At 43.3% G+C, this 22,680-nt stretch carries 21 protein-coding genes; 13 read left to right on the top strand and 8 right to left on the bottom strand.

The window, feature by feature from the left end; genetic code table 11:
* The first annotated feature begins 78 nt into the window (after positions 1 to 78).
* The 3 genes from KPF51_RS10045 to yqfB are packed head-to-tail and all read left to right on the top strand — an operon-like array spanning position 79 to position 3,324.
* Complete coding sequence (locus tag KPF51_RS10045; RefSeq protein WP_211599556.1) at positions 79 to 621, top strand: hypothetical protein; 543 nt, start codon at positions 79 to 81, stop codon at positions 619 to 621.
* A 60-nt stretch (positions 622 to 681) separates the two neighbouring features.
* Complete coding sequence (locus KPF51_RS10050) at positions 682 to 3,000, top strand: Tex family protein (protein ID WP_061406436.1); 2,319 nt, start codon at positions 682 to 684, stop codon at positions 2,998 to 3,000.
* A 9-nt stretch (positions 3,001 to 3,009) separates the two neighbouring features.
* Complete coding sequence (yqfB, locus tag KPF51_RS10055) at positions 3,010 to 3,324, top strand: N(4)-acetylcytidine aminohydrolase (RefSeq protein WP_005749202.1); 315 nt, start codon at positions 3,010 to 3,012, stop codon at positions 3,322 to 3,324.
* Between the two features lie 70 nt (positions 3,325 to 3,394).
* On the opposite strand, the gene glpK is transcribed toward yqfB, so the two are convergent.
* The 4 genes from glpK to glpT all read right to left on the bottom strand — a co-directional run bounded on the left by glpK (position 3,395) and on the right by glpT (position 8,557).
* Complete coding sequence (gene glpK / locus KPF51_RS10060; protein ID WP_064972579.1) at positions 3,395 to 4,903, bottom strand: glycerol kinase GlpK; 1,509 nt, start codon at positions 4,901 to 4,903, stop codon at positions 3,395 to 3,397.
* Between the two features lie 31 nt (positions 4,904 to 4,934).
* Entirely contained in the window at positions 4,935 to 5,723 is a 789-nt protein-coding gene (locus KPF51_RS10065; RefSeq protein WP_005724110.1) for an MIP/aquaporin family protein, read from the bottom strand.
* Positions 5,724 to 5,886: 163 nt separating this feature from the next.
* Positions 5,887 to 6,963 carry a glycerophosphodiester phosphodiesterase gene (glpQ, locus tag KPF51_RS10070; RefSeq protein WP_005724108.1) on the bottom strand — a complete coding sequence of 359 codons (1,077 nt, stop codon included), beginning with the start codon at positions 6,961 to 6,963 and terminating at the stop codon, positions 5,887 to 5,889.
* A gap of 148 nt (positions 6,964 to 7,111) precedes the next feature.
* Entirely contained in the window at positions 7,112 to 8,557 is a 1,446-nt protein-coding gene (glpT, locus tag KPF51_RS10075; protein WP_005724105.1) for a glycerol-3-phosphate transporter, read from the bottom strand.
* Positions 8,558 to 8,857: 300 nt separating this feature from the next.
* On the opposite strand from glpT, the gene glpA reads away from it, so the two are divergent.
* Genes glpA through glpC form a run of 3 tightly spaced genes read left to right on the top strand, consistent with a single transcriptional unit; the run spans position 8,858 to position 13,099 of the window.
* Complete coding sequence (glpA, locus tag KPF51_RS10080) at positions 8,858 to 10,549, top strand: anaerobic glycerol-3-phosphate dehydrogenase subunit A (protein ID WP_005717979.1); 1,692 nt, start codon at positions 8,858 to 8,860, stop codon at positions 10,547 to 10,549.
* The gene (glpB, locus tag KPF51_RS10085) at positions 10,539 to 11,825 is read left to right on the top strand and encodes a glycerol-3-phosphate dehydrogenase subunit GlpB (protein WP_005724104.1); all 1,287 of its coding nucleotides are present in this window, start codon (positions 10,539 to 10,541) and stop codon (positions 11,823 to 11,825) included. Before glpA ends, glpB begins: the two co-directional genes overlap by 11 nt.
* Positions 11,822 to 13,099 carry an anaerobic glycerol-3-phosphate dehydrogenase subunit GlpC gene (gene glpC, locus KPF51_RS10090; RefSeq protein ID WP_005724102.1) on the top strand — a complete coding sequence of 426 codons (1,278 nt, stop codon included), beginning with the start codon at positions 11,822 to 11,824 and terminating at the stop codon, positions 13,097 to 13,099. The genes glpB and glpC overlap by 4 nt, the downstream gene beginning before the upstream one ends.
* A gap of 51 nt (positions 13,100 to 13,150) precedes the next feature.
* Here glpC and KPF51_RS10095 read toward each other — a convergent pair whose 3' ends face one another.
* Positions 13,151 to 13,909 carry a DeoR/GlpR family transcriptional regulator gene (locus KPF51_RS10095; protein WP_005724100.1) on the bottom strand — a complete coding sequence of 253 codons (759 nt, stop codon included), beginning with the start codon at positions 13,907 to 13,909 and terminating at the stop codon, positions 13,151 to 13,153.
* Positions 13,910 to 13,968: 59 nt separating this feature from the next.
* On the bottom strand, positions 13,969 to 14,844 hold the full coding sequence (locus KPF51_RS10100) for a rhomboid family intramembrane serine protease (protein ID WP_005724098.1): 876 nt from the start codon (positions 14,842 to 14,844) through the stop codon (positions 13,969 to 13,971).
* Positions 14,845 to 14,901: 57 nt separating this feature from the next.
* Between KPF51_RS10100 and KPF51_RS10105 the strand changes: the two genes are divergently transcribed.
* Complete coding sequence (locus KPF51_RS10105) at positions 14,902 to 15,213, top strand: DUF5389 domain-containing protein (RefSeq protein ID WP_005717973.1); 312 nt, start codon at positions 14,902 to 14,904, stop codon at positions 15,211 to 15,213.
* Here the strand turns inward: KPF51_RS10105 and glpE are convergent.
* The gene (gene glpE, locus KPF51_RS10110) at positions 15,210 to 15,533 is read right to left on the bottom strand and encodes a thiosulfate sulfurtransferase GlpE (protein ID WP_005724096.1); all 324 of its coding nucleotides are present in this window, start codon (positions 15,531 to 15,533) and stop codon (positions 15,210 to 15,212) included. The two genes, KPF51_RS10105 and glpE, sit on opposite strands and share 4 nt — an antisense overlap.
* Before the next feature lie 176 nt (positions 15,534 to 15,709).
* Here glpE and KPF51_RS10115 point away from each other — a divergent pair, with 176 nt between their 5' ends.
* A complete protein-coding gene (locus tag KPF51_RS10115) occupies positions 15,710 to 17,209 on the top strand; it encodes a helicase HerA-like C-terminal domain-containing protein (RefSeq protein WP_061406306.1) in 1,500 nt (499 codons plus the stop codon).
* 105 nt (positions 17,210 to 17,314) lie between these two features.
* Here KPF51_RS10115 and KPF51_RS10120 read toward each other — a convergent pair whose 3' ends face one another.
* On the bottom strand, positions 17,315 to 18,628 hold the full coding sequence (locus tag KPF51_RS10120; protein WP_005717965.1) for an anaerobic C4-dicarboxylate transporter: 1,314 nt from the start codon (positions 18,626 to 18,628) through the stop codon (positions 17,315 to 17,317).
* A gap of 211 nt (positions 18,629 to 18,839) precedes the next feature.
* Between KPF51_RS10120 and KPF51_RS10125 the strand changes: the two genes are divergently transcribed.
* The 5 genes from KPF51_RS10125 to KPF51_RS10145 all read left to right on the top strand — a co-directional run bounded on the left by KPF51_RS10125 (position 18,840) and on the right by KPF51_RS10145 (position 22,641).
* Complete coding sequence (locus KPF51_RS10125) at positions 18,840 to 19,280, top strand: rhodanese-like domain-containing protein (RefSeq protein WP_005717964.1); 441 nt, start codon at positions 18,840 to 18,842, stop codon at positions 19,278 to 19,280.
* A 17-nt stretch (positions 19,281 to 19,297) separates the two neighbouring features.
* Complete coding sequence (gene secB, locus KPF51_RS10130; protein ID WP_005717963.1) at positions 19,298 to 19,810, top strand: protein-export chaperone SecB; 513 nt, start codon at positions 19,298 to 19,300, stop codon at positions 19,808 to 19,810.
* A gap of 105 nt (positions 19,811 to 19,915) precedes the next feature.
* Positions 19,916 to 20,929 carry an NAD(P)H-dependent glycerol-3-phosphate dehydrogenase gene (gene gpsA / locus KPF51_RS10135; RefSeq protein ID WP_061406305.1) on the top strand — a complete coding sequence of 338 codons (1,014 nt, stop codon included), beginning with the start codon at positions 19,916 to 19,918 and terminating at the stop codon, positions 20,927 to 20,929.
* Between the two features lie 27 nt (positions 20,930 to 20,956).
* Positions 20,957 to 21,751: a serine O-acetyltransferase gene (cysE, locus tag KPF51_RS10140; RefSeq protein ID WP_005717958.1), complete on the top strand. Its 795-nt coding sequence runs from the start codon at positions 20,957 to 20,959 to the stop codon at positions 21,749 to 21,751.
* Between the two features lie 77 nt (positions 21,752 to 21,828).
* Positions 21,829 to 22,641: a shikimate 5-dehydrogenase gene (locus KPF51_RS10145; RefSeq protein ID WP_061406304.1), complete on the top strand. Its 813-nt coding sequence runs from the start codon at positions 21,829 to 21,831 to the stop codon at positions 22,639 to 22,641.
* The last annotated feature ends 39 nt before the right edge of the window (positions 22,642 to 22,680 follow it).

A 22,680-nucleotide genomic window follows, 5' to 3' on the forward strand; every position in this document is an offset into this window, starting at 1 on the left:
GCGCAGGCTATTTTTTATTTTCCGCTTTTCTGTATAATGACCCTTTTATGATAAGTAACGATTTGACAAGGAATCTGAATGAAACAATGCATTGCATTCATGGCAATTTTAGCCTTATCGCTCAGCGCAATCAGTGAGGCGAAAGGCAGTCGTGGAGTGCGTTCGAGTGGGTATTCTCGCCCCGTTGCGACAAAACCTGCGCCAGCACCGAAACAAACGCAAACCCAACAACAAAGCCAGCAACCTGATGCGACCTTTGGTCAACAAAATATGCAAAATACGGCGACGAATACACCAAACAACCCAAATAATCGTTTAGCTAGCTTTGCGACGGGGGCCGCAGCGGGTTACTTATTAAGTGAAGTGTTGTCACCAACAGAAGCCCAAGCGCAAATGGCAACAGATCAACCTTTACAACCGCTGAATGCACAGCCCAACCAGAGTGCTGTTGCCACCTTTAAAGCCTTGGATCAGAGTAATCCCGCTTGGGTTGGTATGGCGGGCGAACAAAATTTATTTTGCTTAAATGGCGCACTGTATTTGGTCAACAAAAATAACCATCAAATAGGTGCAGTCACGGATAATCAGGCACAAGCGATTGCTTGTCAGGTCACACAATAACCTATGCTAAAAGCGGGCAGCAGCTCGCTTTTCTTACTTTTATTTTCTGAGTGTTACATTATGCTTAATCAACAAATCAGCCAAATTATTGCCACAGAACTCACTGTTCAACCGCAACAAATTCTCGCCGCTATCCAATTAGTCGATGACGGCAACACCATTCCGTTCATTGCACGTTATCGTAAAGAGGTAACGGGGGGGTTAGACGATACCCAATTGCGCCATTTTGAAACCCGTTTAATTTATTTGCGTGAATTAGAAGATCGTCGCCAAACCATTTTGAAATCCATTGAAGAACAAGGCAAATTAACTGACGAGCTACGAAGCCAAATTCAACAAGTCCAAAGCAAAACCGAATTAGAAGATTTATATCTCCCCTACAAACCAAAACGCCGCACCAAAGGACAAATTGCCATTGAAGCGGGGCTAGAGCCTCTAGCGGATTTACTTTGGTCACAGCCTGAAAATGACCCAGAAACTACCGCACTTTCCTTTGTTGATGCCGAAAAAGGCGTGGCGGACAGCAAAGCCGCATTAGACGGGGCAAAATACATTTTAATGGAGCGTTTCGCCGAAGATGCAGCCTTACTCGCTAAAGTGCGTGCTTATTTACAACAAAGTGCGGTCATTTTTTCTAAAGTTCTGGAAGGCAAAGAAGCAGAAGGGGCAAAATTCCAAGACTATTTTGACCACCAAGAATTACTGAAAAATGTGCCGTCACATCGTGCCCTGGCGATGTTCCGTGGTCGTAACGAAGGCGTTTTACAATTAGGTTTAAATGCGGATCCAGAGCAAGAAGAAGGCGTACGCCAAAGTTATTGTGAAGAAATTATCCGTGACCATTTGGGCGTGCGTTTTAGCGGTCAACCTGCGGACAAATGGCGTGAACAAGTGATCGCTTGGACGTGGAAAATTAAAGTCGCCTTACATTTAGAAACCGAATTAATGGCAAGTTTGCGTGAAAAAGCGGAAGACGAAGCCATTGATGTGTTTGCTCGCAATCTGACCGCATTGTTAATGGCAGCACCGGCGGGAGCAAAAAATACCATGGGCTTGGACCCGGGCTTGCGTACTGGGGTGAAAGTTGCGGTTGTGGATAACACGGGGAAATTACTTTCTACCGACACAATTTATCCACACACTGGACAAATGGATAATGCAATGACCACCCTTTACCGTTTGATTAAAGCACATCAAGTAGAACTGATTGCAATCGGTAACGGCACCGCATCTCGTGAAACCGAACGCTTTGCCAAAGAGATGATTAAAGCCATTGAGGGCAACAAACCACAAACAGTGGTAGTGAGCGAGGCGGGGGCGTCTGTGTATTCTGCCTCTGAATTAGCGGCAGCGGAATTCCCTGAGCTCGATGTGTCCTTGCGTGGTGCAGTGTCCATTGCACGTCGCTTGCAAGATCCGTTAGCCGAATTAGTCAAAATCGAACCGAAAGCCATTGGCGTGGGGCAATATCAACATGATGTTAACCAAAGCCAATTAGCGCGCAAACTTGATGCGGTGGTGGAAGACTGTGTGAATGCCGTGGGTGTGGATTTAAACACAGCCTCTGCGCCATTATTGGCACGTGTGGCGGGGATGACCAAAACCTTGGCGCAAAATATCGTGGCATACCGTGATGAAAACGGGCGTTTCGACAGCCGAGATCAACTGAAAAAAGTGCCACGTTTAGGACCAAAAGCCTTTGAGCAATGCGCAGGCTTTATGCGAATTGCAGCAGGGAAAAATCCTCTCGATGCCTCGGGCGTACACCCTGAAGCCTATCCTGTGGTGGAAAAAATCCTCCAAGCCACCGAGCAATCTATCCACGATTTGATGGGCAATGCCAGCGCCGTGCGTCAGCTTGATGCGAAAAAATTTATTGATGACCAATTTGGTTTACCAACGGTACAGGATATTTTCAAAGAGCTTGAAAAACCGGGACGTGATCCACGTGGTGAATTTAAAACTGCTACCTTTATGGACGGCGTAGAAGATATCAACGACTTGAAAGTGGGGATGATTCTAGAGGGTACCGTGACTAATGTGACCAACTTTGGTGCTTTTGTGGATATCGGTGTGCATCAAGATGGCTTAGTGCATATCTCCTCACTTTCTGACAAATTCGTGGAAGACCCACACCAAGTGGTGAAAACCGGCGATATCGTCAAAGTGAAAGTGCTAGAGGTTGATGTCCCTCGTAAACGCATCGCCCTCACTATGCGTTTAGAGGAAAAGCCGGTGGATAAAAACGTGGCGAAAACCGACCGCACTTTATCCGCCAAACCTCGCAGCAATCCAGCAACCAAAGGGCGTGATCGCAACACCGCTAACAGCGCGATGGGTAATGCTTTTGCCGATGCGTTGAAGAATTGGAAGAAATAAGGGGATTATATGGATTCAAACAAAATCACCTTCTTCACCCGCTTTGAACAGGATATTCTGGCGGGTCGTAAAACTATCACCATTCGTGATAAATCTGAATCGTCTTTTCAGCCAAATCAAATCTTGGCAGTTTATACCAATGAAACGGATCGCTTTTTTGCCAATATCAAGGTGTTATCGGTGACCCCGATTCATTTCGAGTCGTTATCAGAGGCACACGCGCAACAGGAAAATATGACACTCCCCGAGCTTCGTCAGGTGATTAAGGAAATTTATCCACAAGAGGATTGCTTTTGGGTGATTGCGTTTGAGTTGGTAGATTAATACCCTATATAAACAAAGTGCGGTCAATTTTGTTAAAATATCGACCGCACTTTTTCACGATTAAGGCGTACTACTCTTCCTCTTTTTCCCATTCGAGCGCACGTTTGACTGCTTTTTTCCAGCCTTTATAACGGCGAGTGCGTTTGGCTTCATCTCCATCGGGAACAAAAGTTTTCTCGATGCTGGCTTTATCACGCAATTCACTGAGATCTTTCCAGAAACCCGTCGCAAGACCCGCAAGATAGGCGGCGCCTAATGCCGTGACTTCTTTCACTTTTGGTCTTTCTACTTTGGTGGCGAGGATATCCGCTTGGAACTGCATTAAGAAATTATTTTCCGTTGCTCCACCGTCCACGCGGAGCGCTTGCAGTGTTTGTCCTGAGTCAGATTGCATCGCCTCTAGCACATCGCGAGTTTGGTATGCAATGGATTCTAAGGTAGCGCGCACAATGTGGTTGCGATTTGCACCACGTGAGAGCCCAAAAATGGCACCGCGCGCATAGGGATCCCAATAAGGGGCACCTAATCCGGTAAAGGCAGGTACCACATAGACACCATTACAATCAGGTACTCGGGTGGCAAAATATTCTGAGTCATAGCTATCATGCACAATTTTGAGTTCATCGCGTAGCCATTGAATGGATGCCCCGCCCATGAAGATGGAGCCTTCGAGAGCATATGCAGGCTCACCTTTGGCATTACAGGCAATGGTGGTTAATAAGCCATTTTGTGATTGTACGGCTTTGTCGCCCGTATGCATTAACATGAAACAACCGGTACCATAAGTGTTTTTCGCTTGTCCCGCATTAACACAAAGATGACCATATAAGGCCGCTTGTTGATCCCCTGCCATACCGGCTACAGGAATACGTACGCCACCTTTGCCACCGATATTGGTTTGACCATATATTTCAGAAGAATTACGCACCTCAGGCAACATAGCACGTGGGATACCTAAAATCGCCAGTATGTTATCGTCCCATTGCAGAGTATGAATATTAAATAACATCGTCCGCGAGGCGTTAGTGTAATCGGTGACATGTGCACGCCCTTGAGTTAATTTCCATACTAGCCAAGTATCCACCGTACCAAAGAGTAATTCGCCACGTTCTGCTTGCTCCCGTGCCCCTTCCACGTTATCCAAAATCCATTTAATTTTGGTTCCAGAGAAGTAAGGATCTACCACTAAGCCTGTCGTTTGACGTATATAGTCTTCGTGACCATCTGCTTTCAGTTTATCGGTTATCTCAGTCGTACGCCGGCATTGCCACACAATCGCATTGTAAATTGGCTTACCGGTTTCTTTTTCCCATACAATCGTGGTTTCACGCTGATTAGTGATCCCAATTGCCGCGATTTGATCAGCAGTGATACCGGCTTTCGCGACCACTTCATTTAAGGTGGAACTTTGTGTTGCCCAAATCTCCATGGGATTATGTTCAACCCAGCCAGCCTGTGGATAAATTTGCGTAAATTCACGTTGGGCAATTTCAACAATATTCGCATCGTGATCAAGAAGAACCGCTCTTGAACTTGTTGTACCTTGATCTAGGGCAATGATATATTTTTTATCCGTCATCATGTTTTTCCTCTGTTTAAATGAACGTGAATTATTCGCAATGACAAGGTAAGTTTTTGCCGACGAATTTAGTGTAAATCCAACCACCAAAAAGCCCACCCAGGATTGGGGCGATAACCGGGATGAAAATATAAGGTATTTCTCTTCCCCCTGTCAGGGCGATTTCTCCCCAGCCGGCAAGTGAAGCAAAGACTTTGGGTCCCAAATCGCGCGCGGGGTTCATGGCAAAGCCAGTTAAAGGTCCCATCGCACCGCCAATGATAGCAATGAGAAAGCCAATTAATAATGGTGCGAGGGGGCCTCTTGGTAACCCATTACCATCATCCGTAAGGGCTAGAATTAATGCCATGAGTACAGCTGTAATCACAAATTCCACGATAAAGGCGTGTAACACGCTAATACTTGGATGGGGGTAGGTTGAGAAGGTGCTGGCGAGTGAAAGACTCTCCGGCGTACCACGTACCATTTGCTGGGCGATTTCAACATCAATGAAAAGGTTATGGTATAAAAAGTACACTAAAGCAGCGGAACAGAAGGCGCCTGCAAGTTGTGCTAAGATGTAAGGAACGACTTTTTTACCGTCAAAACAGGCAAACTGCCATAACGCGATCGTGACGGCGGGATTGAGATGTGCACCAGAAAGACCGGCGGAAGCGTAAACCGCGATTGCGACCCCTAACCCCCACATGATACTGATTTCCCACTGTCCAAAGTTTGCTCCCGCGACTTTTAATGCCGCGACACAACCTACACCAAAGAAGATAAGTAATGCGGTACCTAAGAATTCGCCAATACAGGCGGCTTTTAATGATTTATCCATGTTGATACTCCTAACAGGATTGTAGTAGAAAATAAATGTGAATGTATGAGATTGGTTAACGTTTTTATCATGTGAAAAGCGGTCATTTCCGACAATAAACAACATTGTGAAAATTGACCGCTCTTTGTACCTCCTTGTTTAATCAAGACAACGTATTCTTTGATTATTTGTTTCTTTTTAAGAACTCAACACCTGTATCTGGGAAGTCTGTGAAGACGCCTGTTGCACCAGCTTTATTTAACAGGGCATCGTACATTTGATCCACATCAGTGAAGAAGGCAGGTAACGCATCTTTACGGACGGTATAAGGATGTAATTCTAGCTTGTAGTTGGCAAGTTCTTTGACTAATGGGGTATAAACGATATTGCCCACTTTCGATTTTTCGTTGTCGATGAGCATATACCAGCCCGGTCCTACACCATCGGCATATTTGGCGACTTCCGCCATCGCACCCGGTTTGAACATCCAGTCATAATCATAGTTGACCCATTTACCTTGTGCATTTTTCTCTTCGGTTTCATGCCAATCAGTGTATGCGACTAACTGAACTAACTTGATATCCATGCCCATTTTTGGCAACAATTCAGTTTTAATCCGTTTTAGCTCATTAAAGTCGAAGGTTTGTAAATAAACCCGCGCGTCTTTTGTGTCATAGCCATATTTTTTCAGCACTTTTAAGGTTTCTGCCGCGATGTCTTTTCCTTCTTTATGGTGTAACCAAGGGGCTTTGATTTCAGGATAGATACCAATTTTTTTGCCAGTGGATTTTTCTAAACCTTGAATAAATTCAATTTCATCTTCAAAGGTGTGAATACGGAAATGGGATTGCCAAAGGGGGAAACGGTTTGGGTAAACTTGTACTTGTTTGCCGTTTTCAACTTTGAAGTTTTCTGTCATCTCTAAACTTTGGATTTCTTTTAAGGTGAAATCCACAACATAATAGCGTCCATCTTTTCTCGCTCGATTTGGGAATTTTTTTGCTACATCAGTTAAGCCGTCTAAGAAATGATCATGAATTACAATCAGGCGGTTGTCTTTCGTCATTGCGAGATCTTGTTCTAAATAATCAGCTTGTTGACCAAAAGCGAGGGCTTTGGATTCTAGAGTATGTTCGGGTAAGTAACCACTTGCACCACGGTGTGCAATAATCAATTTATCATCATTTTTCATCATGCTTGAGCTTGAACAGGCAGTTAAGGTCGATAGGGCTAATATTGCCACAAGGGTTTTTAGTTTCATAGAAGCATCCTTTTGAATGAGTGAATAGGCATCCTGTTGTGTCACCAGTACTGCTGTGTTAAACAGAATGAAGTGTAAAATGATTTCATTGCAATGCGATGAGAAAGAAAAAAAGGAAGAATAGTGATTCTTCCTTTTTATTCATTTTTTATTTGCCGTAATGATCTTCTAAACGGGCTTTATGTTTACTTTCTTCAATCATAGTGATGAACATTAATAAGATAGCGAGTACCCCACCTGCGATCATGACGTAGAAACCACCGTCCCAACCATAATATTCGGCAGCCCAACCCACTACGGCTGATGCAGATACAGTACCACCTAAGTAACCAAATAAACCGGTGAAACCTGCAGATGTTCCTGCCGCTTTTTTCGGCGCAAGCTCAAGCGCATGTAAACCGATAAGCATCACAGGACCGTAGATTAAGAAACCAATGGTTGTCATGAGAATGAAGTCCATTAACTGATATGGGTTTTCATACCATGCATGACCTGCATATTTAGCTAATTCAGCTTCTGGTGTTGCTGGGTTTAACCATAATGCTACGACGGCGGCAGTGGTTAAAATCATGAAAATGAAACCGGTTAAACCACGTTTACCTTTGAACACTTTATCAGAGACCCAACCACATAATAAAGTCCCCGGAACCGCGGCTAATTCATAAATAGTGTACGCCCAAGCAGTCCCTTTGATGTTGAAGTGTTTCACTTCGCCAAGGTACACTGGCGACCATTTTAAGACACCGTAGCGGATTAAATACACGAATACGTTAGCAATCGCGATATACCAAAGTAGGCGATTTTTTAAGACGTAAGTCACGAAAATATCTTTTGTGCTTAAATCATGCTCATAGGTTTTTTCGTTGTAATCGTCTGGGTAATCATTACGCCATTTTTCGATAGGAGGTAAACCACAAGATTGTGGTGTGTCTTTCATCATAAAATAAATTGGAATCGCCGCAATCATGGCTGCAATACCTGGATAATAAAGAGCTTGTTGCCAAACGTCTTTTGCGGTCGCTTCAACACCATGTGTGCTGAAGTAAACGGCACTGGCGAGTAACACCATCGCCCCTGGTACCATTCCCCCTAAGTTATGCGCGGTATTCCAAATTGACACGATCGAACCACGTTCAGATTTAGACCACCAATGCACCATTGTACGACCACATGGTGGCCAACCCATACCTTGGAACCAACCGTTTAAGAAAATCATGATGAACATCACGGCAATCCCTGAGGTTGCCCATGGCATGAGACCCATCATCGTCATACACAAACCAGATAAGAGCAAACCGAAAGGTAAAAAGACTTTTGGGTTTGAGCGATCGGAAATGGATGCCATAAAGAATTTAGATAAGCCGTATGCCAAACCCGCCCCTGTACCGATAATCCCAAGTTCAGCTTTGTTATACATACCAGCTTCAATCAAGCCTTTTTGTGCTAAATCGAAGTTTGCACGGACGAAATAATAAGCGGCGTAACCAAAAAAGATGCCAGCAAACACTTGCCAACGTAAGAAACGATAGCGTGCATCAATTTTATCCGCGGGAAGTTCCGCAATATGCGGTGCGGGTTTAAATGGACCAATCATACTCTTCTCCAATAGGGTTTAATTAAGATTTTTGACGTTGTTATACTGCGTTCTTTTTACAAGAATCTCGCATAAATAATAAGGGAAAAGAAAAAACTGAAAAGCGAAATTGTGCTAATTTGTGAGTGATTTCACAAAAAACATCGCTTATTTGAACTGATTAGAAAATAATTTGTGATATCTGTCACAATTAAACTTTCTTTTTCAATCAAATGATTGTTTGTTTGTGCGTGTTTAGCCTAAAATGACAGCAGAAGTAATGTTTTTTTGATTGTTTTTTGTTTATGTGGGAGAGGAAAGATGACAATATCACCTCAGATGTATAAAAGTACCGCAGATACAAGCCCGATGACGACGGATGTGATTATTATTGGTGGTGGTGCCACCGGTGCCGGGATTGCACGAGATTGCGCGCTGCGTGGTGTGAACTGTGTCTTATTAGAACGGCGGGATATTGCAACAGGCGCCACAGGACGGAATCATGGCTTGTTACACAGTGGCGCGAGATATGCGGTAAACGATCCAGAATCTGCCAAAGAATGTATTGAAGAGAATAAAATTTTACGTCGTATTGCCCGCCATTGTGTTGATGAAACAGAAGGCTTATTTATTACCCTCCCCGAAGATGATCTGTCTTACCAAAAGCAATTTATCCAAAGCTGTACGCAGGCTGGCATAGACGCCATTGCGATTGATCCTGATCTTGCGAAACATTTAGAACCTTCTGTTAATCCTGATTTAGTCGGTGCGGTCGTGGTACCAGACGGCTCTATTGATCCTTTTCGCTTAACGGCATCCAATATGCTCGATGCAACGGAAAATGGCGCGCGTATTTTTACCTACTGTGAAGTGAAAGACCTCATTCAAGAAGGCGGTCGTGTCATTGGTGTGAGCGTTTACGATCATAAATATAAAATTAATCGTCAGTTTTTTGCCCCAGTAGTGGTCAATGCCAGTGGGATTTGGGGACAAGGTATTGCCGCTTATGCAGATTTGAACATTCGTATGTTCCCAGCGAAAGGAGCACTACTGGTGATGGGGCACCGTATTAATAAAATGGTGATTAACCGCTGTCGTAAGCCTGCTGATGCGGATATTTTGGTGCCGGGTGATACCATTTGTGTGATCGGAACGACATCGAGCCGTATTCCTTATGATCAAATTGACAATATGGTGGTCACCCCTGAAGAAGTGGATATTTTATTCCGCGAAGGTGAAAAGTTGGCGCCTTCATTACGTCATACTCGTGTATTACGGGCTTATGCCGGAGTACGACCGCTCGTCGCCACCGATGACGATCCTTCTGGTCGTAACGTTAGCCGTGGCATTGTGTTGCTTGATCATGCAGAACGGGATGGGTTGGAAGGCTTTGTCACCATTACGGGTGGAAAACTGATGACTTATCGCTTAATGGCTGAATGGGCAACAGACTTGGTATGTAAAAAATTGAATAAACATGCTGAGTGTGTGACAGCAACCCAGCCCTTACCCGGCTCAAGTGAAAGCCGTTTAGAAACGAATAAACGGGTTATTTCATTACCGAGTACGATTCGCTATTCCGCGGTTTATCGACATGGCTCACGTGCAACGCGATTATTACACTCAGAACGTCTTGACCGCTCTTTAGTGTGCGAATGTGAGGCAGTGACCGCTGGGGAAGTGCGTTATGCGGTTGATGAACTGAGTGTCAATAATTTAGTCGATTTACGCCGCCGTACACGTGTGGGCATGGGGACTTGTCAGGCGGAGTTGTGTGCTTGTCGTGCAGCTGGCTTAATGGCACGTTTTGGGGTAGCGACACCACGTCAATCAACCACACAGCTTGCCTCTTTTATGGAAGAGCGTTGGCGTGGTATTGAACCAATTGCATGGGGCGAAGCCATGCGAGAAGCGGATTTTACCTCATGGGTGTATTACAGCTTACTCGGTTTAAATGATGTAAAACCGCTTGAACAACAAGCACAGCAAGGGACGGATGACAATGAATTTTGATGTCGTAATTATTGGCGGTGGTCTTGCAGGTTTAACATGTGGCATCGCGTTACAAACACAAGGCAAGCAGTGCGTGATCATTAACAATGGTCAGGCCGCGATTGATTTTTCCTCTGGATCGCTCGATTTATTGGGGCAGTTACCAAGTGGGCGTCAAATCCAACATTTTGAGCAAAACTATACAGCACTTTATCAACAAGCAGCACAGCATCCTTATGCCTTAGTGGGTAAGGATAAAGTGATTGAAAAAGCACGTCAGTTTGAACAACTCGCTCAAACCTTAAATTTAGGACTTGTGGGCACCTGTGATAAAAATCACTTTCGGGTGACGCCATTGGGGGGGCTACGTCCAACCTGGTTATCGCCCAACAGTGTACCGATTGTGACAAATGAAGAGATGTTTCCACATCGTAAGATTGCGGTACTTGGGATTGAGGGATATCACGATTTTCAACCACAATTGTTGGCAGAAAATTTAGTACAACATGCTCAGTTTGCCCATTGTGAGGTGACAACGGGTTATTTAAATATTCCAGAATTAGATCATCTTCGTCATCAATCACGGGAGTTTCGCAGCGTCAATATCGCGCAGTTACTGGAGCATAAATTAGCATTTAGTGATTTAGTGCGCGAAATTCGTGAAGCGGTCAACGGTGCATCTGCGGTGTTTTTGCCCGCGTGCTTTGGGTTAGAAACGCAAGAATTTTTTAGCGCACTTAAACAGGCTACGCAGCTTGAACTTTTTGAGCTCCCAACCCTACCACCTTCTTTATTAGGAATGCGTCAGCATAAGCAATTAACTCAGCATTTTAAACAGTTAGGCGGCTTGATGATGAACGGAGATAAGGTGATCGCAGCGGATGTACATCATCAGCGTGTGACACAGGTTTATACTCAGTTACACCAAGAGATCCCTATTCAGGCGAAAGACGTTGTATTAGCCAGTGGCAGTTTCTTCAGTAAAGGTCTTGTGGCGGAATTTGAGAAGATTCGTGAACCTATTTTTGCGTTAGATTTAGTGGAAAACGATCGTTTCAACTTACAAGATCGAATGACTTGGACGCATTCGCGTTTTTCTGCCCCTCAGCCTTACCAGCAGACCGGCGTTGTCATTGATGAGCATTGCCGCGCAAGAAAGAGCGGTCAATTTTTTGAAAATTTATATGCCATTGGCAATATTGTGGGCGGGTTCAATGGGATTGAGCTCGGTTGTGGTTCTGGTGTTGCGATAGTCACGGCACTTGTGGCGGCAGAACAGATTGGAGGTGAGAAATGAATCTTCAACGCTTGATTGATAACGCCAGACAAGATATGTCGGCTCCGCTCGTTCATCATATAGATGAGAGCTTTGAGAGTTGTATTAAATGTACGGCATGCACGGCAGTTTGCCCGGTTTCGCGTCAAAATCCCGTTTACCCGGGACCGAAACAAGCGGGACCGGATGGCGAACGTTTGCGGCTCAAAAGTGCAGAACTCTATGATGAAGCACTCAAATATTGTACGAATTGTAAACGCTGTGAAGTTGCCTGTCCGTCCGATGTAAAAATTGGTGATTTAATTGTACGTGCCAGAAATAACAATCTTGAACGGCAAAATAAGCCTTTGATGCATAAGTTGCGTGATGCAGTATTAAGCCATACCGATATCATGGGCAAAATGAACACCCCATTTGCACCGATTGTCAACACCATTACTGGCTTAAAAGCCACACGCTTTTTGTTAGAAAAAACCTTAAATGTCAGTAAACATCGTACGTTACCAAAATATTCCTTTGGTTCATTCCGAGGCTGGTATTTGAAAAAAGCCGCTGAACAACAGCAGCTTTATAAAGACAAAATTGCGTATTATCACGGCTGTTATGTGAATTATAACAACCCACAATTAGGCAAAGAATTAATTCAGGTATTTAATGCGTTAGATATTGGTGTGATGTTGTTGGAAAAAGAAAAATGTTGTGGTTTACCTTTATCAGTTAATGGTTTCCCGCAACGTGCCAAAAAACAAGCAGAGTTTAACCTTAAATACCTTGGTAAAACCATTGATGAACGGGGTTTAGAAGTCGTAGGCACATCCTCAAGCTGTACCATGAACCTACGTGATGAATATCATCATATTTTAGGAATGGATAACCAAAAAGTGCGACCGCATGTTCATATTGTGACTCGTTATCTTTATCAGCTTATTCAACAAGGACGCCAATTCCCGTTCAAAACGTTACCGCTTCGGATTGCGTATCATACTGCGTGCCATGTGGAAAAAGCCGGCTGGGCACCGTATACGTTGGCGGTGTTGAAACAGATTCCGGGGATTGAGATTGTTATGTTACCGTCACAATGTTGTGGTATTGCAGGAACCTACGGCTTTAAATCAGAAAATTATGATGTCGCACAAGCCATTGGTAATCCGTTATTCGATCTGATTAATCAAGGTGGCTTTGATTATATTGTTTCGGAGTGTGAAACCTGTAAATGGCAAATTGACATGTCAACCAATGTGACTTGCTTACATCCAATCAGTTTATTAGCTATGGCATTAGATGCGAACAAATAGGAACTATGCGCTCATGCAGAGCGCTTTTGGGGGGACATTGTCCCCCTTTTTTTATTGGCAAATATGTAATTTGACGTGGTTTGCTTTTAAGATTTCTAAGATCGGCTCAGGTGGCATTTGATCAGTAAAGACCTGCTCAATGTCCGCAATAGAGCCTAAACGCACCATGGCACGTCGTGAGAATTTTGAGTGATCCGTCACTAATAAGGTTTGGCGAGAACTTTCGATAATGGCGCGTTTGACCTGTACTTCATGGTAGTCGTAGTCTAACAGTGAGCCATCTAAGTCAATACCACTGATACCTAAAATACCAAAATCTAAACGGAATTGTGAAATAAAGGCAACGGTTGCCTCACCAATAATCCCCCCGTCTTGACGTAATGAACCACTCGCCAAAATAATATCAAAGGTTTCATTTTGCATTAGGATATAAGCGGCATTAATGTTATTGGTCACAATGCGTAATTTTTGATGATTTAAGAGTGCCTTCGCTACCGCTTCTGGTGTGGTACCAATATCAATAAACAAGGAAGCACCGTTTGGAATTAAGCTGGCAACTCGCTGAGCAATGCAGTTTTTCCCTTTCAAGAAGAAGTTTTTCCGATCTTCATAATCACTGTTTTCTGCCGTAGAAGGCGAGGCAGCGCCACCATGATGACGACGAATTAAATTTTTCTCAGCCAGCTCATTTAAATCACGACGAATAGTCGGGGGACTGACATCTAAGAGGCTAACCAGCTCTTCTGTACTGACGTAGCCTTTTTGTGTAACGAGATCAAGAATTTTTTGGTGGCGAATAGATTGTTTCATGTAGTGCCTTCATGTTGTGGCTAGTTTTGATTGCATTTTATGCTATTTTTATTTGCTGATCATCTTTTTAGTGTGGGCTTTATCGTTGCCCAACCGAGCAGTAAGCCGACAATTAAGCCAGTAATGTGGGCTGTATTACCCATTTCAACTCCAAAGAGTGGGCTGATAAATCCACTGACAATCCCGACAATCAGCATTAAGGAAAACCCGCTAGGGAGAGTGAAGTCCGCGTTTTTCCCCCACTTATCATAAATTAACACATAGCCTAAGACGGCATACACCACGCCAGATAAGCCAAAAAAGTAAGGTCCGGAGGCAATATTTTGCGCAAAACCACTAAGTAAACCAGCGATTAAGAAGAGCTGAAATAATTTTCCTGTACCAAAATGGTGTTCAATTGTATGACCAAACAACCACCACCATAACAAATTAAACAGAATATGCAGGGGAGAAAGATGCACGAAAGTATGTGATAAATAACGCCAAAATTGTGTATCTTGCTGTGTATTCTCAGGATAATGCATCAAGGTGAGAATACTGTCTTGATAGCCTGTCAGCTGGAAAATATAGATCACAAGGCAGAGCGTAGTAATAAAAAGGGTGAAAGGACCTGTACGCGATCGGCTACGTAATGCACTGAGGGTGAGTCCAGATTGCTGCAACATTCCTTTTAGTGAGGTCGTGGTTGACTGCGTATCTCCACGTTGCCAACTTGCCTGTTCATATTTGGTATGAAAAGGGTCTGCGAGAAAAAGCGGTACTTCCGCAAGGATAGCCTCAAAGTGCGGTGCATGTTGAGGTAAAAAAAGTTGAATTTGTTGACCGTTTTCGTCTTGTATCTCGCGCAGTTCTACTTCCACGTTAAATTGTGCACGAATATAATCTCGAAAACGAAAAGCCAATGTGGGGATTTCACTACCAAATAAATATCGCATTTGTTATATTCCATAGCTGTATTGAGATGTCATTATTGTAACGAGATGGAGTAAAGAATGGAAAGAGAAAATAAGCCAAAAGGATTTAGTGGGTTTAGTTGGGGGATTGCACTATTTTGTTTGCCAATTTTGCTGTGGCCGTTAGCCTTAACCATTTCACCGAATTTGTTGAAAAATCCTCGCCTGAGTGAAACGGAAACCACGTTGATGTCCGTTTTTTTATGGGCATATCCTTTTGGCTTAGCGTTAATCGCACGGCTTGCGTATCGTCTTAATCAACACAAACCACCTTTTGCACGCGGGTTGTTAGGGCTTAGTGCGGTGGCGTTTTATGGGATGCTGTACTATGTGGCAGGTGGGTTTCATTAACCTATGCGTTCAATTGGTAACCCATCTCGTTCCCAAGCCTCAAACCCGCCGGTTACACTGTACACTTGGGTGTAACCCTGTTCGATCAAATACATTGCTGCACCACGGCTACTGACGCCATGATAGCAAATGACAATGACGGGATGATCATCTTCATATTGCATCTCAAATTCGCCATAGGATTGATGACTCAAGTGAAATGCTTGGGCTGGATGAGCGAGAGCAAAGTGTGTTTCATTGCGGATATCTAACAAAGCAGCAGCGTGTTGTTGCACCAGTTGCCAAGCTTGTTGTGGTGAAATTTCAGAGAATGCAGACATAATGATTTTTCGTTGATGTTTAAAAGTTCGGCAATATAACATCTTTCTTGCGAAAGACAAAATGACAAGAGTGCACTCAATTTGTGAGTCATTCGTGATTTTTGCTTTTCACATTTTGACCCGCTTGTTTTTTTTCCTTATGATGAACCGATCATTTTTTGTTTAAGGGCAATTTTATGCAATATCTTTTATCGCAAACAGAACAAGGACAACAACTGGGGATCACCGCCAAAATGGCAAATCGACATGGTTTAATTGCGGGAGCAACCGGGACTGGGAAAACGGTTACCTTACGTACTATGGCAGAAGCTTTTAGTGATGACGGTGTGCCAGTCTTTTTAGTGGATGTCAAAGGCGATTTATCTGGTTTAGTCAAAGCCGGTCAATTTCAAGGAAAAATTGCTGAGCGTATTGAGCAATTTGGCTTGGGTGGCGAAGGCTACCTTAATGGCTATCCTGTTTCATTTTGGGATGTGTTTGGCGAAACGGGTATTCCGCTTCGTACTACAATTTCAGAAATGGGACCTTTACTGTTATCGCGTCTTTTAAATCTGAATGCCACGCAAGAAGGGCTATTGAATTTAGTGTTCCGTGTTGCAGATGATAAAGGGTTATTGCTGATAGATTTAAAAGATTTACGCGCGATATTGAAATATGTAGCAGACAATGCCAAAACGTTCCAATTGGAATACGGTAATGTTTCAGCTGCCAGTGTGGGGGCGATTCAGCGTGCCTTGCTTACCCTTGAAAATCAAGGGGCCGCAAATTTGTTTGGCGAGCCGGCTTTGAATTTAGAAGATTGGTTACAAACGCGAGATGGGCGTGGTGTCATCAATGTGCTGAATTCGGAAAAATTAATTAATTCACCAAAAATGTACAGTGCCTTTTTACTCTGGCTCATGTCAGAGTTATTCGAGACTTTACCTGAAGTCGGTGATCCGGAAAAGCCGAAATTTGTGATGTTCTTTGATGAAGCACATTTATTGTTTGATGGCGCACCCGCCGTGTTGGTGGATAAAGTGGAACAAGTGGTGCGTTTAATTCGTTCTAAAGGCGTTGGTGTGTATTTTGTGACGCAAAACCCGTTAGATTTGCCGGATACGGTGTTAGGTCAGCTTGGTAACCGTGTACAGCACGCCTTACGTGCCTTCACGCCACGAGATCAAAAAGCGGTAAAAGCTGCCGCCGAAACGTTCCGCACTAATCCAAAGATTAATGTAACGGAAACGATCACCAGTCTTGGTGTGGGACAAGCGTTGGTGTCTTTTTTGGATGAAAAAGGGATGCCGACCCCCGTCGAAGTAGCGTTTATTTTCCCGCCACGTAGCCAGCTAAAACCGATTGCACAAGAAGAACGCGATGCTTGGGTTAAAGACGATGATATTTATCCTTTTTACCGTGAATTGATTGATAATGAGTCTGCCTTTGAAGTGTTAAATCAACAAGCAGATCTTGCCGCTGTTGCGCAAAAGCAAGCAGAGCAAGCACAACAAGAAGAGGAAAGTGGTTTAATGGGCAGTTTAAGTCGCATGATTTTTGGTACGAAAAAACGCGGTGAGAAACTGACTGTGACGGAAGAAATTGTCAGTGGTGTGGCGAAATCAGTTGGACGTAGCATCCGTACTCAAGTGACCAAGCAAATCATGCGTGGTATTTTGGGGGCATTGAAGAAATAAAGTGCGGTCATTTTTAAGCAAGTTTTACGAGACTTGTTGAAGTCATCGACAAAAAAACGCGGTTTGATTCAATATCAAACCGCGTTTTTGTCTTCTAATGTTTACTTAAAGAATAAAATTGGCAAACAGTAAACCAAAACCTAAGCTAAATGCCATGCTTAATAGACCAGGGAGCATAAAGCTGTGGTTGAAAATGAATTTACCAATGCGTGTTGTTCCAGTGGTATCAAAATCAATAGAAGCAATGATTGGACCGTAGTTTGGAATAAAGAAATAACCGTTTACTGCCACAAAGGTACCAATCAAGATCGGTGCTGGGATACCTAATGCAATACCAAGTGGGAATAAGGTGGCGACTGTTGCCCCTTGGCTATTCACTAATACAGATAAGGCAAAGAGTGCAAATGCAAACGCCCATGGTGCCGTTTCAACGAGATATTTTACTGAATCTTTGACTTCCACAATATGGGCTTGCATAAGCGTATCACCTAGCCATGCGATACCGAAAATCGCAATGACAGCACGCATACCTGCATGGAAGACCGATCCTTTAGTCACCGCTGTGCCATCAGGTTTACACAATAACATAATGAGTGCACCTGCAGAAAGCATCACGATTTCAATGGTGTGTGCCATCCCCATTGCTTTGCCATCAAAGGTTGGGCGTAAGCTTGGGAACGTCCCCATTAATACTACTAATAATGCAGCAAACAAGAAGATACCTACAGATACTTTTGCTTTATCTGAGATGTCAGCTTCACCAATGGTAGATTGTGCTTGGCTTTCTTTAACGTATTCTGGATCTTGTAATTTGGCTAAATAAACAGGGTCTTCATGTAATTCTTTCCCCATTTTATTAACAAATAAACACGCCACAAAAAGTCCTAATACCGTGGCTGGAATGGTGACAGATAAGACATTCCCTAAGGTGATGCCCTGTGGCTCGAGAAAGTTCACTACAGCAACCACGGCTGCCGCGATAGGACTAGCCACAATGGCGAATTGTGAAGCAATCACAGCCATAGACAGTGGGCGTTCTGGGCGTACGCCATTATGGCGACTGACTTCCGCGATAACCGGTAGTACAGAATAAGCCACGTGTCCGGTACCCGCTAATACGGTGAAAGTCCAAGTGACAGCAGGTGCCATAAAAGTAATGTATTTAGGATTTTTACGTAAAATACGCGCCGCAATTTTGATCATATAATCTAAACCGCCTGACGCTTGCATCGCTGCGGCGGCAGAGACGACTGCCATGATCATAAACATAACGTCGATAGGTAAGCCGGCTGGTTTTAAACCAAACCCAAAGGAGAGAATAGCAAGTCCTAAGCCCCCCATAACTCCGAGCCCGATACCGCCAATACGTGCCCCGACTAAAATACATAGTAAAACTATGCCAAATTGAATGAAGAACATAATGTATCCTTATGTGATAAGTTTGAATGAAGATTGCAGAAAAGAAATGATCCGTTGCCTTCCTACTTTCGTAGAATCGGGATTAATATAGCAATAAATAGGTAGGCTATCTATAATGTAGATCAATTAAAATTTGAATACTTTGCTTTGAAAGATATTTAAAGTGCGGTTATACTTAAGCTCTTATTTTAAACTTAATCCTGAGAAAAAAATGCAAGAATTTATTCCAATGGCAAAAGCCTTTGCCCAAAATCATACTTTAATGGTACTTGCGTGGGTAATGGTCTTTTTTATGGTCATTTATACTTTTGTGAAAGATTTCACCTCAAAAGTCAAAGTGGTGACAAATGCGGAAGCGGTAAGCTTGATGAATAATGAAGATGCCGTTGTGGTGGATTTACGCTCTATTGATGAGTTTGAGCGTGGTCATATTATTAACAGTTTGAATATTTTACCCGCAGAAATCAAAAAGAATAATGTCGGTAAAATTCATCATCATAAAGACACGCCTGTGATTCTGGCTTGTGCAACCGGTATGAGTGCCGGTGCGTCTGCCGAGTTATTAAGTAAACAAGGATTTAACCGTGTTTATACCCTAAAAGAAGGCATTACAGGTTGGCGTTCTGCAAATTTACCTTTAATTAAAAAATAGATCATAAGGATTTAAACATGTCTGAAGAAAATCAAGTGAATGCGGCAGAGACACAAGCAACACAGCAACCAGTACTTCAAATCCAACGCATTTATGTGAAAGATGTGTCGTTTGAAGCACCTAATCTTCCACATATTTTCCAACAAGATTGGGAGCCAAAACTCAGTTTTGATTTAAGTACAGAAGCGAAACAAGTCGGTGATGATTTATACGAAGTTTGCTTAAATATTTCTGTGGAAACCACCATGGAAAGTTCAGGTGATGTTGCTTTTATCTGCGAAGTCAAACAAGCTGGGGTTTTCACCATTAGTGGTTTAGAAGAGATGCAAATGGCACATTGTTTAACTTCACAATGCCCAAATATGCTTTTCCCTTATGCGCGTGAATTAGTATCAAGCTTAGTGAATCGCGGTACATTCCCTGCATTGAATCTTTCCCCTGTGAATTTTGATGCGTTGTTTATGGACTATTTACAGCGTCAAGAACAAGCTGAACAAACCACAGAAGAAGAAAATAAAGACGTTCATTAATCTATCTCTTTTCGCTCTCGCTGTGAGAGCGAAATTTTATCACTTAATTTATTAAGATGATGTCCAATTGCCTCACTTAGTTTCATCATTTTTCGGGAGTATAACATGAATACGACTGTAGCCACTTCTCCAATTACGGTACTTGGTGCAGGTTCTTATGGTACCGCATTAGCGATTGCGTTTTCTCGAAATGGTTTCCCTACTTATCTTTGGGGACATGATCCTGTTCACATGCAACGCTTAAGTGAAGAACGTCAGAATAACGCCTTTTTGCCGAATATTGCTTTTCCAGATGCCTTGCATATTGAATTTGATTTAGCCAGTGCCTTAAGCCAATCACGTGATCTGTTAATTGTGGTGCCAAGTCATGTATTTGGGGAAGTGATTGATAAAATTAAGCCTTATTTACGCCCTGAACATCGCATTGCTTGGGCGACGAAAGGGTTAGAGCGCAATACGGGGCGTTTATTGCAAGAAGTGATTGAGGAAAAGCTCGGTACACAACACCCGTTAGCGGTATTATCTGGACCGACATTTGCGAAAGAGCTTGCTGCCGGTTTACCGACCGCAATTGCCCTAGCCTCCAATAATGAACAATTTGCTTTGGAATTCCAAGCTCGTATCCATTGCAGTAAACATTTCAGAGTTTATATTAATCAAGATATGATCGGTGTGCAGCTAGGTGGTGCGATTAAAAATGTGATTGCGATCAGTGCTGGGATGTCGGATGGTATGGGCTTTGGTGCTAATGCACGAACAGCCTTGATTACTCGTGGTATTGCGGAAATTAGCCGTTTAGGCGCCTCATTAGGCGCGAATCCAAATACTTTTATGGGCATGTCTGGCTTAGGTGATTTAGTGTTAACCTGTACTGACGATCAATCGCGTAACCGCCGATTTGGTATTATGCTCGGTCAGGGCTTTTCAGCCCAAACAGCAATGGACAATATCGGGCAAGTGGTAGAAGGCTTTTATAACGCGAAAGAAGCCTATTTATTAGCGCAACGTCAAGGGATAGAAATGCCGATCACAGAACAAGTTTATCAAGTTTTATTCTGTGGTAAAAATGCACAAGACGTGGCGGCAAGCCTACTCGGACGTGAGCGCAAAGGGGAATAATAAGGAAAACAGAACGAGGTAAGTAACATGCCATTAGCGGTTTGGACTGACATCCGTCAGGAAGCAAAAACCTTAGCAGAAAATGAGCCAATTTTGGCCAGTTTTTTTCACGCAACGATTTTGAAACATCATAATCTTGGTAATGCATTAAGCTATATTTTAGCCAACAAATTGGCAAATACGATTATGCCCGCCATTGCTTTGCGAGAAATTATTGAGGAAGCTTATCAGGCGGATCCTGACATCATTGCCAGTGCTGCCTGTGATATCCGTGCGGTGCGTCAACGCGATCCCGCGGTGGAATTATATTCTACGCCACTGTTATATTTAAAAGGTTTTCATGCCTTGCAAAGTTATCGGATTACCCATTATTTATGGCAACAAGAGCGGAAAGCCTTAGCTGTTTATTTACAAAACCAAATCTCGGTCGCCTTTGATGTGGATATCCATCCTGCTGCTAAAATTGGTTGTGGCATTATGTTTGACCATGCGACAGGCATCGTGGTGGGAGAAACCTCGGTGATTGAAAATGATGTGTCGATTTTACAAGGCGTCACCTTGGGGGGGACGGGTAAAGAGTGTGGTGATCGTCATCCTAAAGTACGCGAAGGTGTGATGATTGGCGCTGGGGCAAAAATCTTAGGTAACATTGAAGTGGGACGTTATGCCAAAATTGGGGCAAACTCGGTTGTTTTACAACCTGTCCCTGAATATACCACCGCAGCGGGGGTACCGGCACGTGTGATTGCTCGCGATCAAGCGGCGAAACCCGCTTTTGATATGAACCAATATTTTAATGACGATCATGCCTCTAAGGTGTAATTTAGCAGTGAGTTAAAAAGTGCGGTCATTTTCCGCACTTTTTTCTTACTGAAGACACGTGAGCACAAGGATATTTTATGATTAATAAAGAAACGCAGCTTTGTATTTCACTGGCGGGTAAACCGGGTAATTTTGGCACGGCGTTCCATAATTACTTATATCAAAAGCTAGGGCTAAACTATATTTATAAAGCGTTCACCACCTCCGATATTGAACATGCCGTAAAAGGAGTTCGTGCGCTCGGCATTCGGGGCTGTGCGGTATCCATGCCTTTTAAAGAAAGCTGTATGCCGTTTCTTGATGAAATATCCGAATCTGCGAAAGTCATTGAGTCAGTGAATACGATTGTCAATGAAAATGGTTATTTAAAAGCCTATAACACCGATTACATTGCGATCAGCAAATTGATTCAACAGTATCAACTTGATAAACATCACAAGGTGATTGTGCAGGGGAGCGGTGGTATGGCGAAAGCCGTTGTTGCAGCATTTAAACATGCGGGCTTTCACGATTTGAGTGTGTATGCACGTAATGCAACTACAGGGCAGTATTTAGCGAATCTATATGGATATCAATATATCAATCATTTAGAAGGCAATGAAGCATCGATTTTAGTGAATGCAACCCCGATTGGGATGTCTGGTGGAGAGGAAAATACGCTCGCTTTCCCTGAAAGTCTGATTGAGCAAGCCAGCAGCATATTTGATGTTGTTGCTTTGCCCGCAGAAACACCATTAATTCAATATGCGAAACAGCAAAATAAGCAGACCATTTCAGGTGCGGAAGTGATTGTCTTGCAAGCGGTCGAACAATTCGAACTCTACACGCATCAACGACCAAGCGAAACTTTGATTGCCGAAGCCGCTGAGTTTGCGCGTTCAATCCGTTAATTTTTACATTCTGATTCAATAGGGCACAGTATTGTGCCT

The sequence above is a fragment of the Pasteurella sp. XG20 genome, from assembly GCF_018968665.1.
GTDB classification, from domain to species: Bacteria; Pseudomonadota; Gammaproteobacteria; order Enterobacterales; family Pasteurellaceae; genus Pasteurella; species Pasteurella multocida.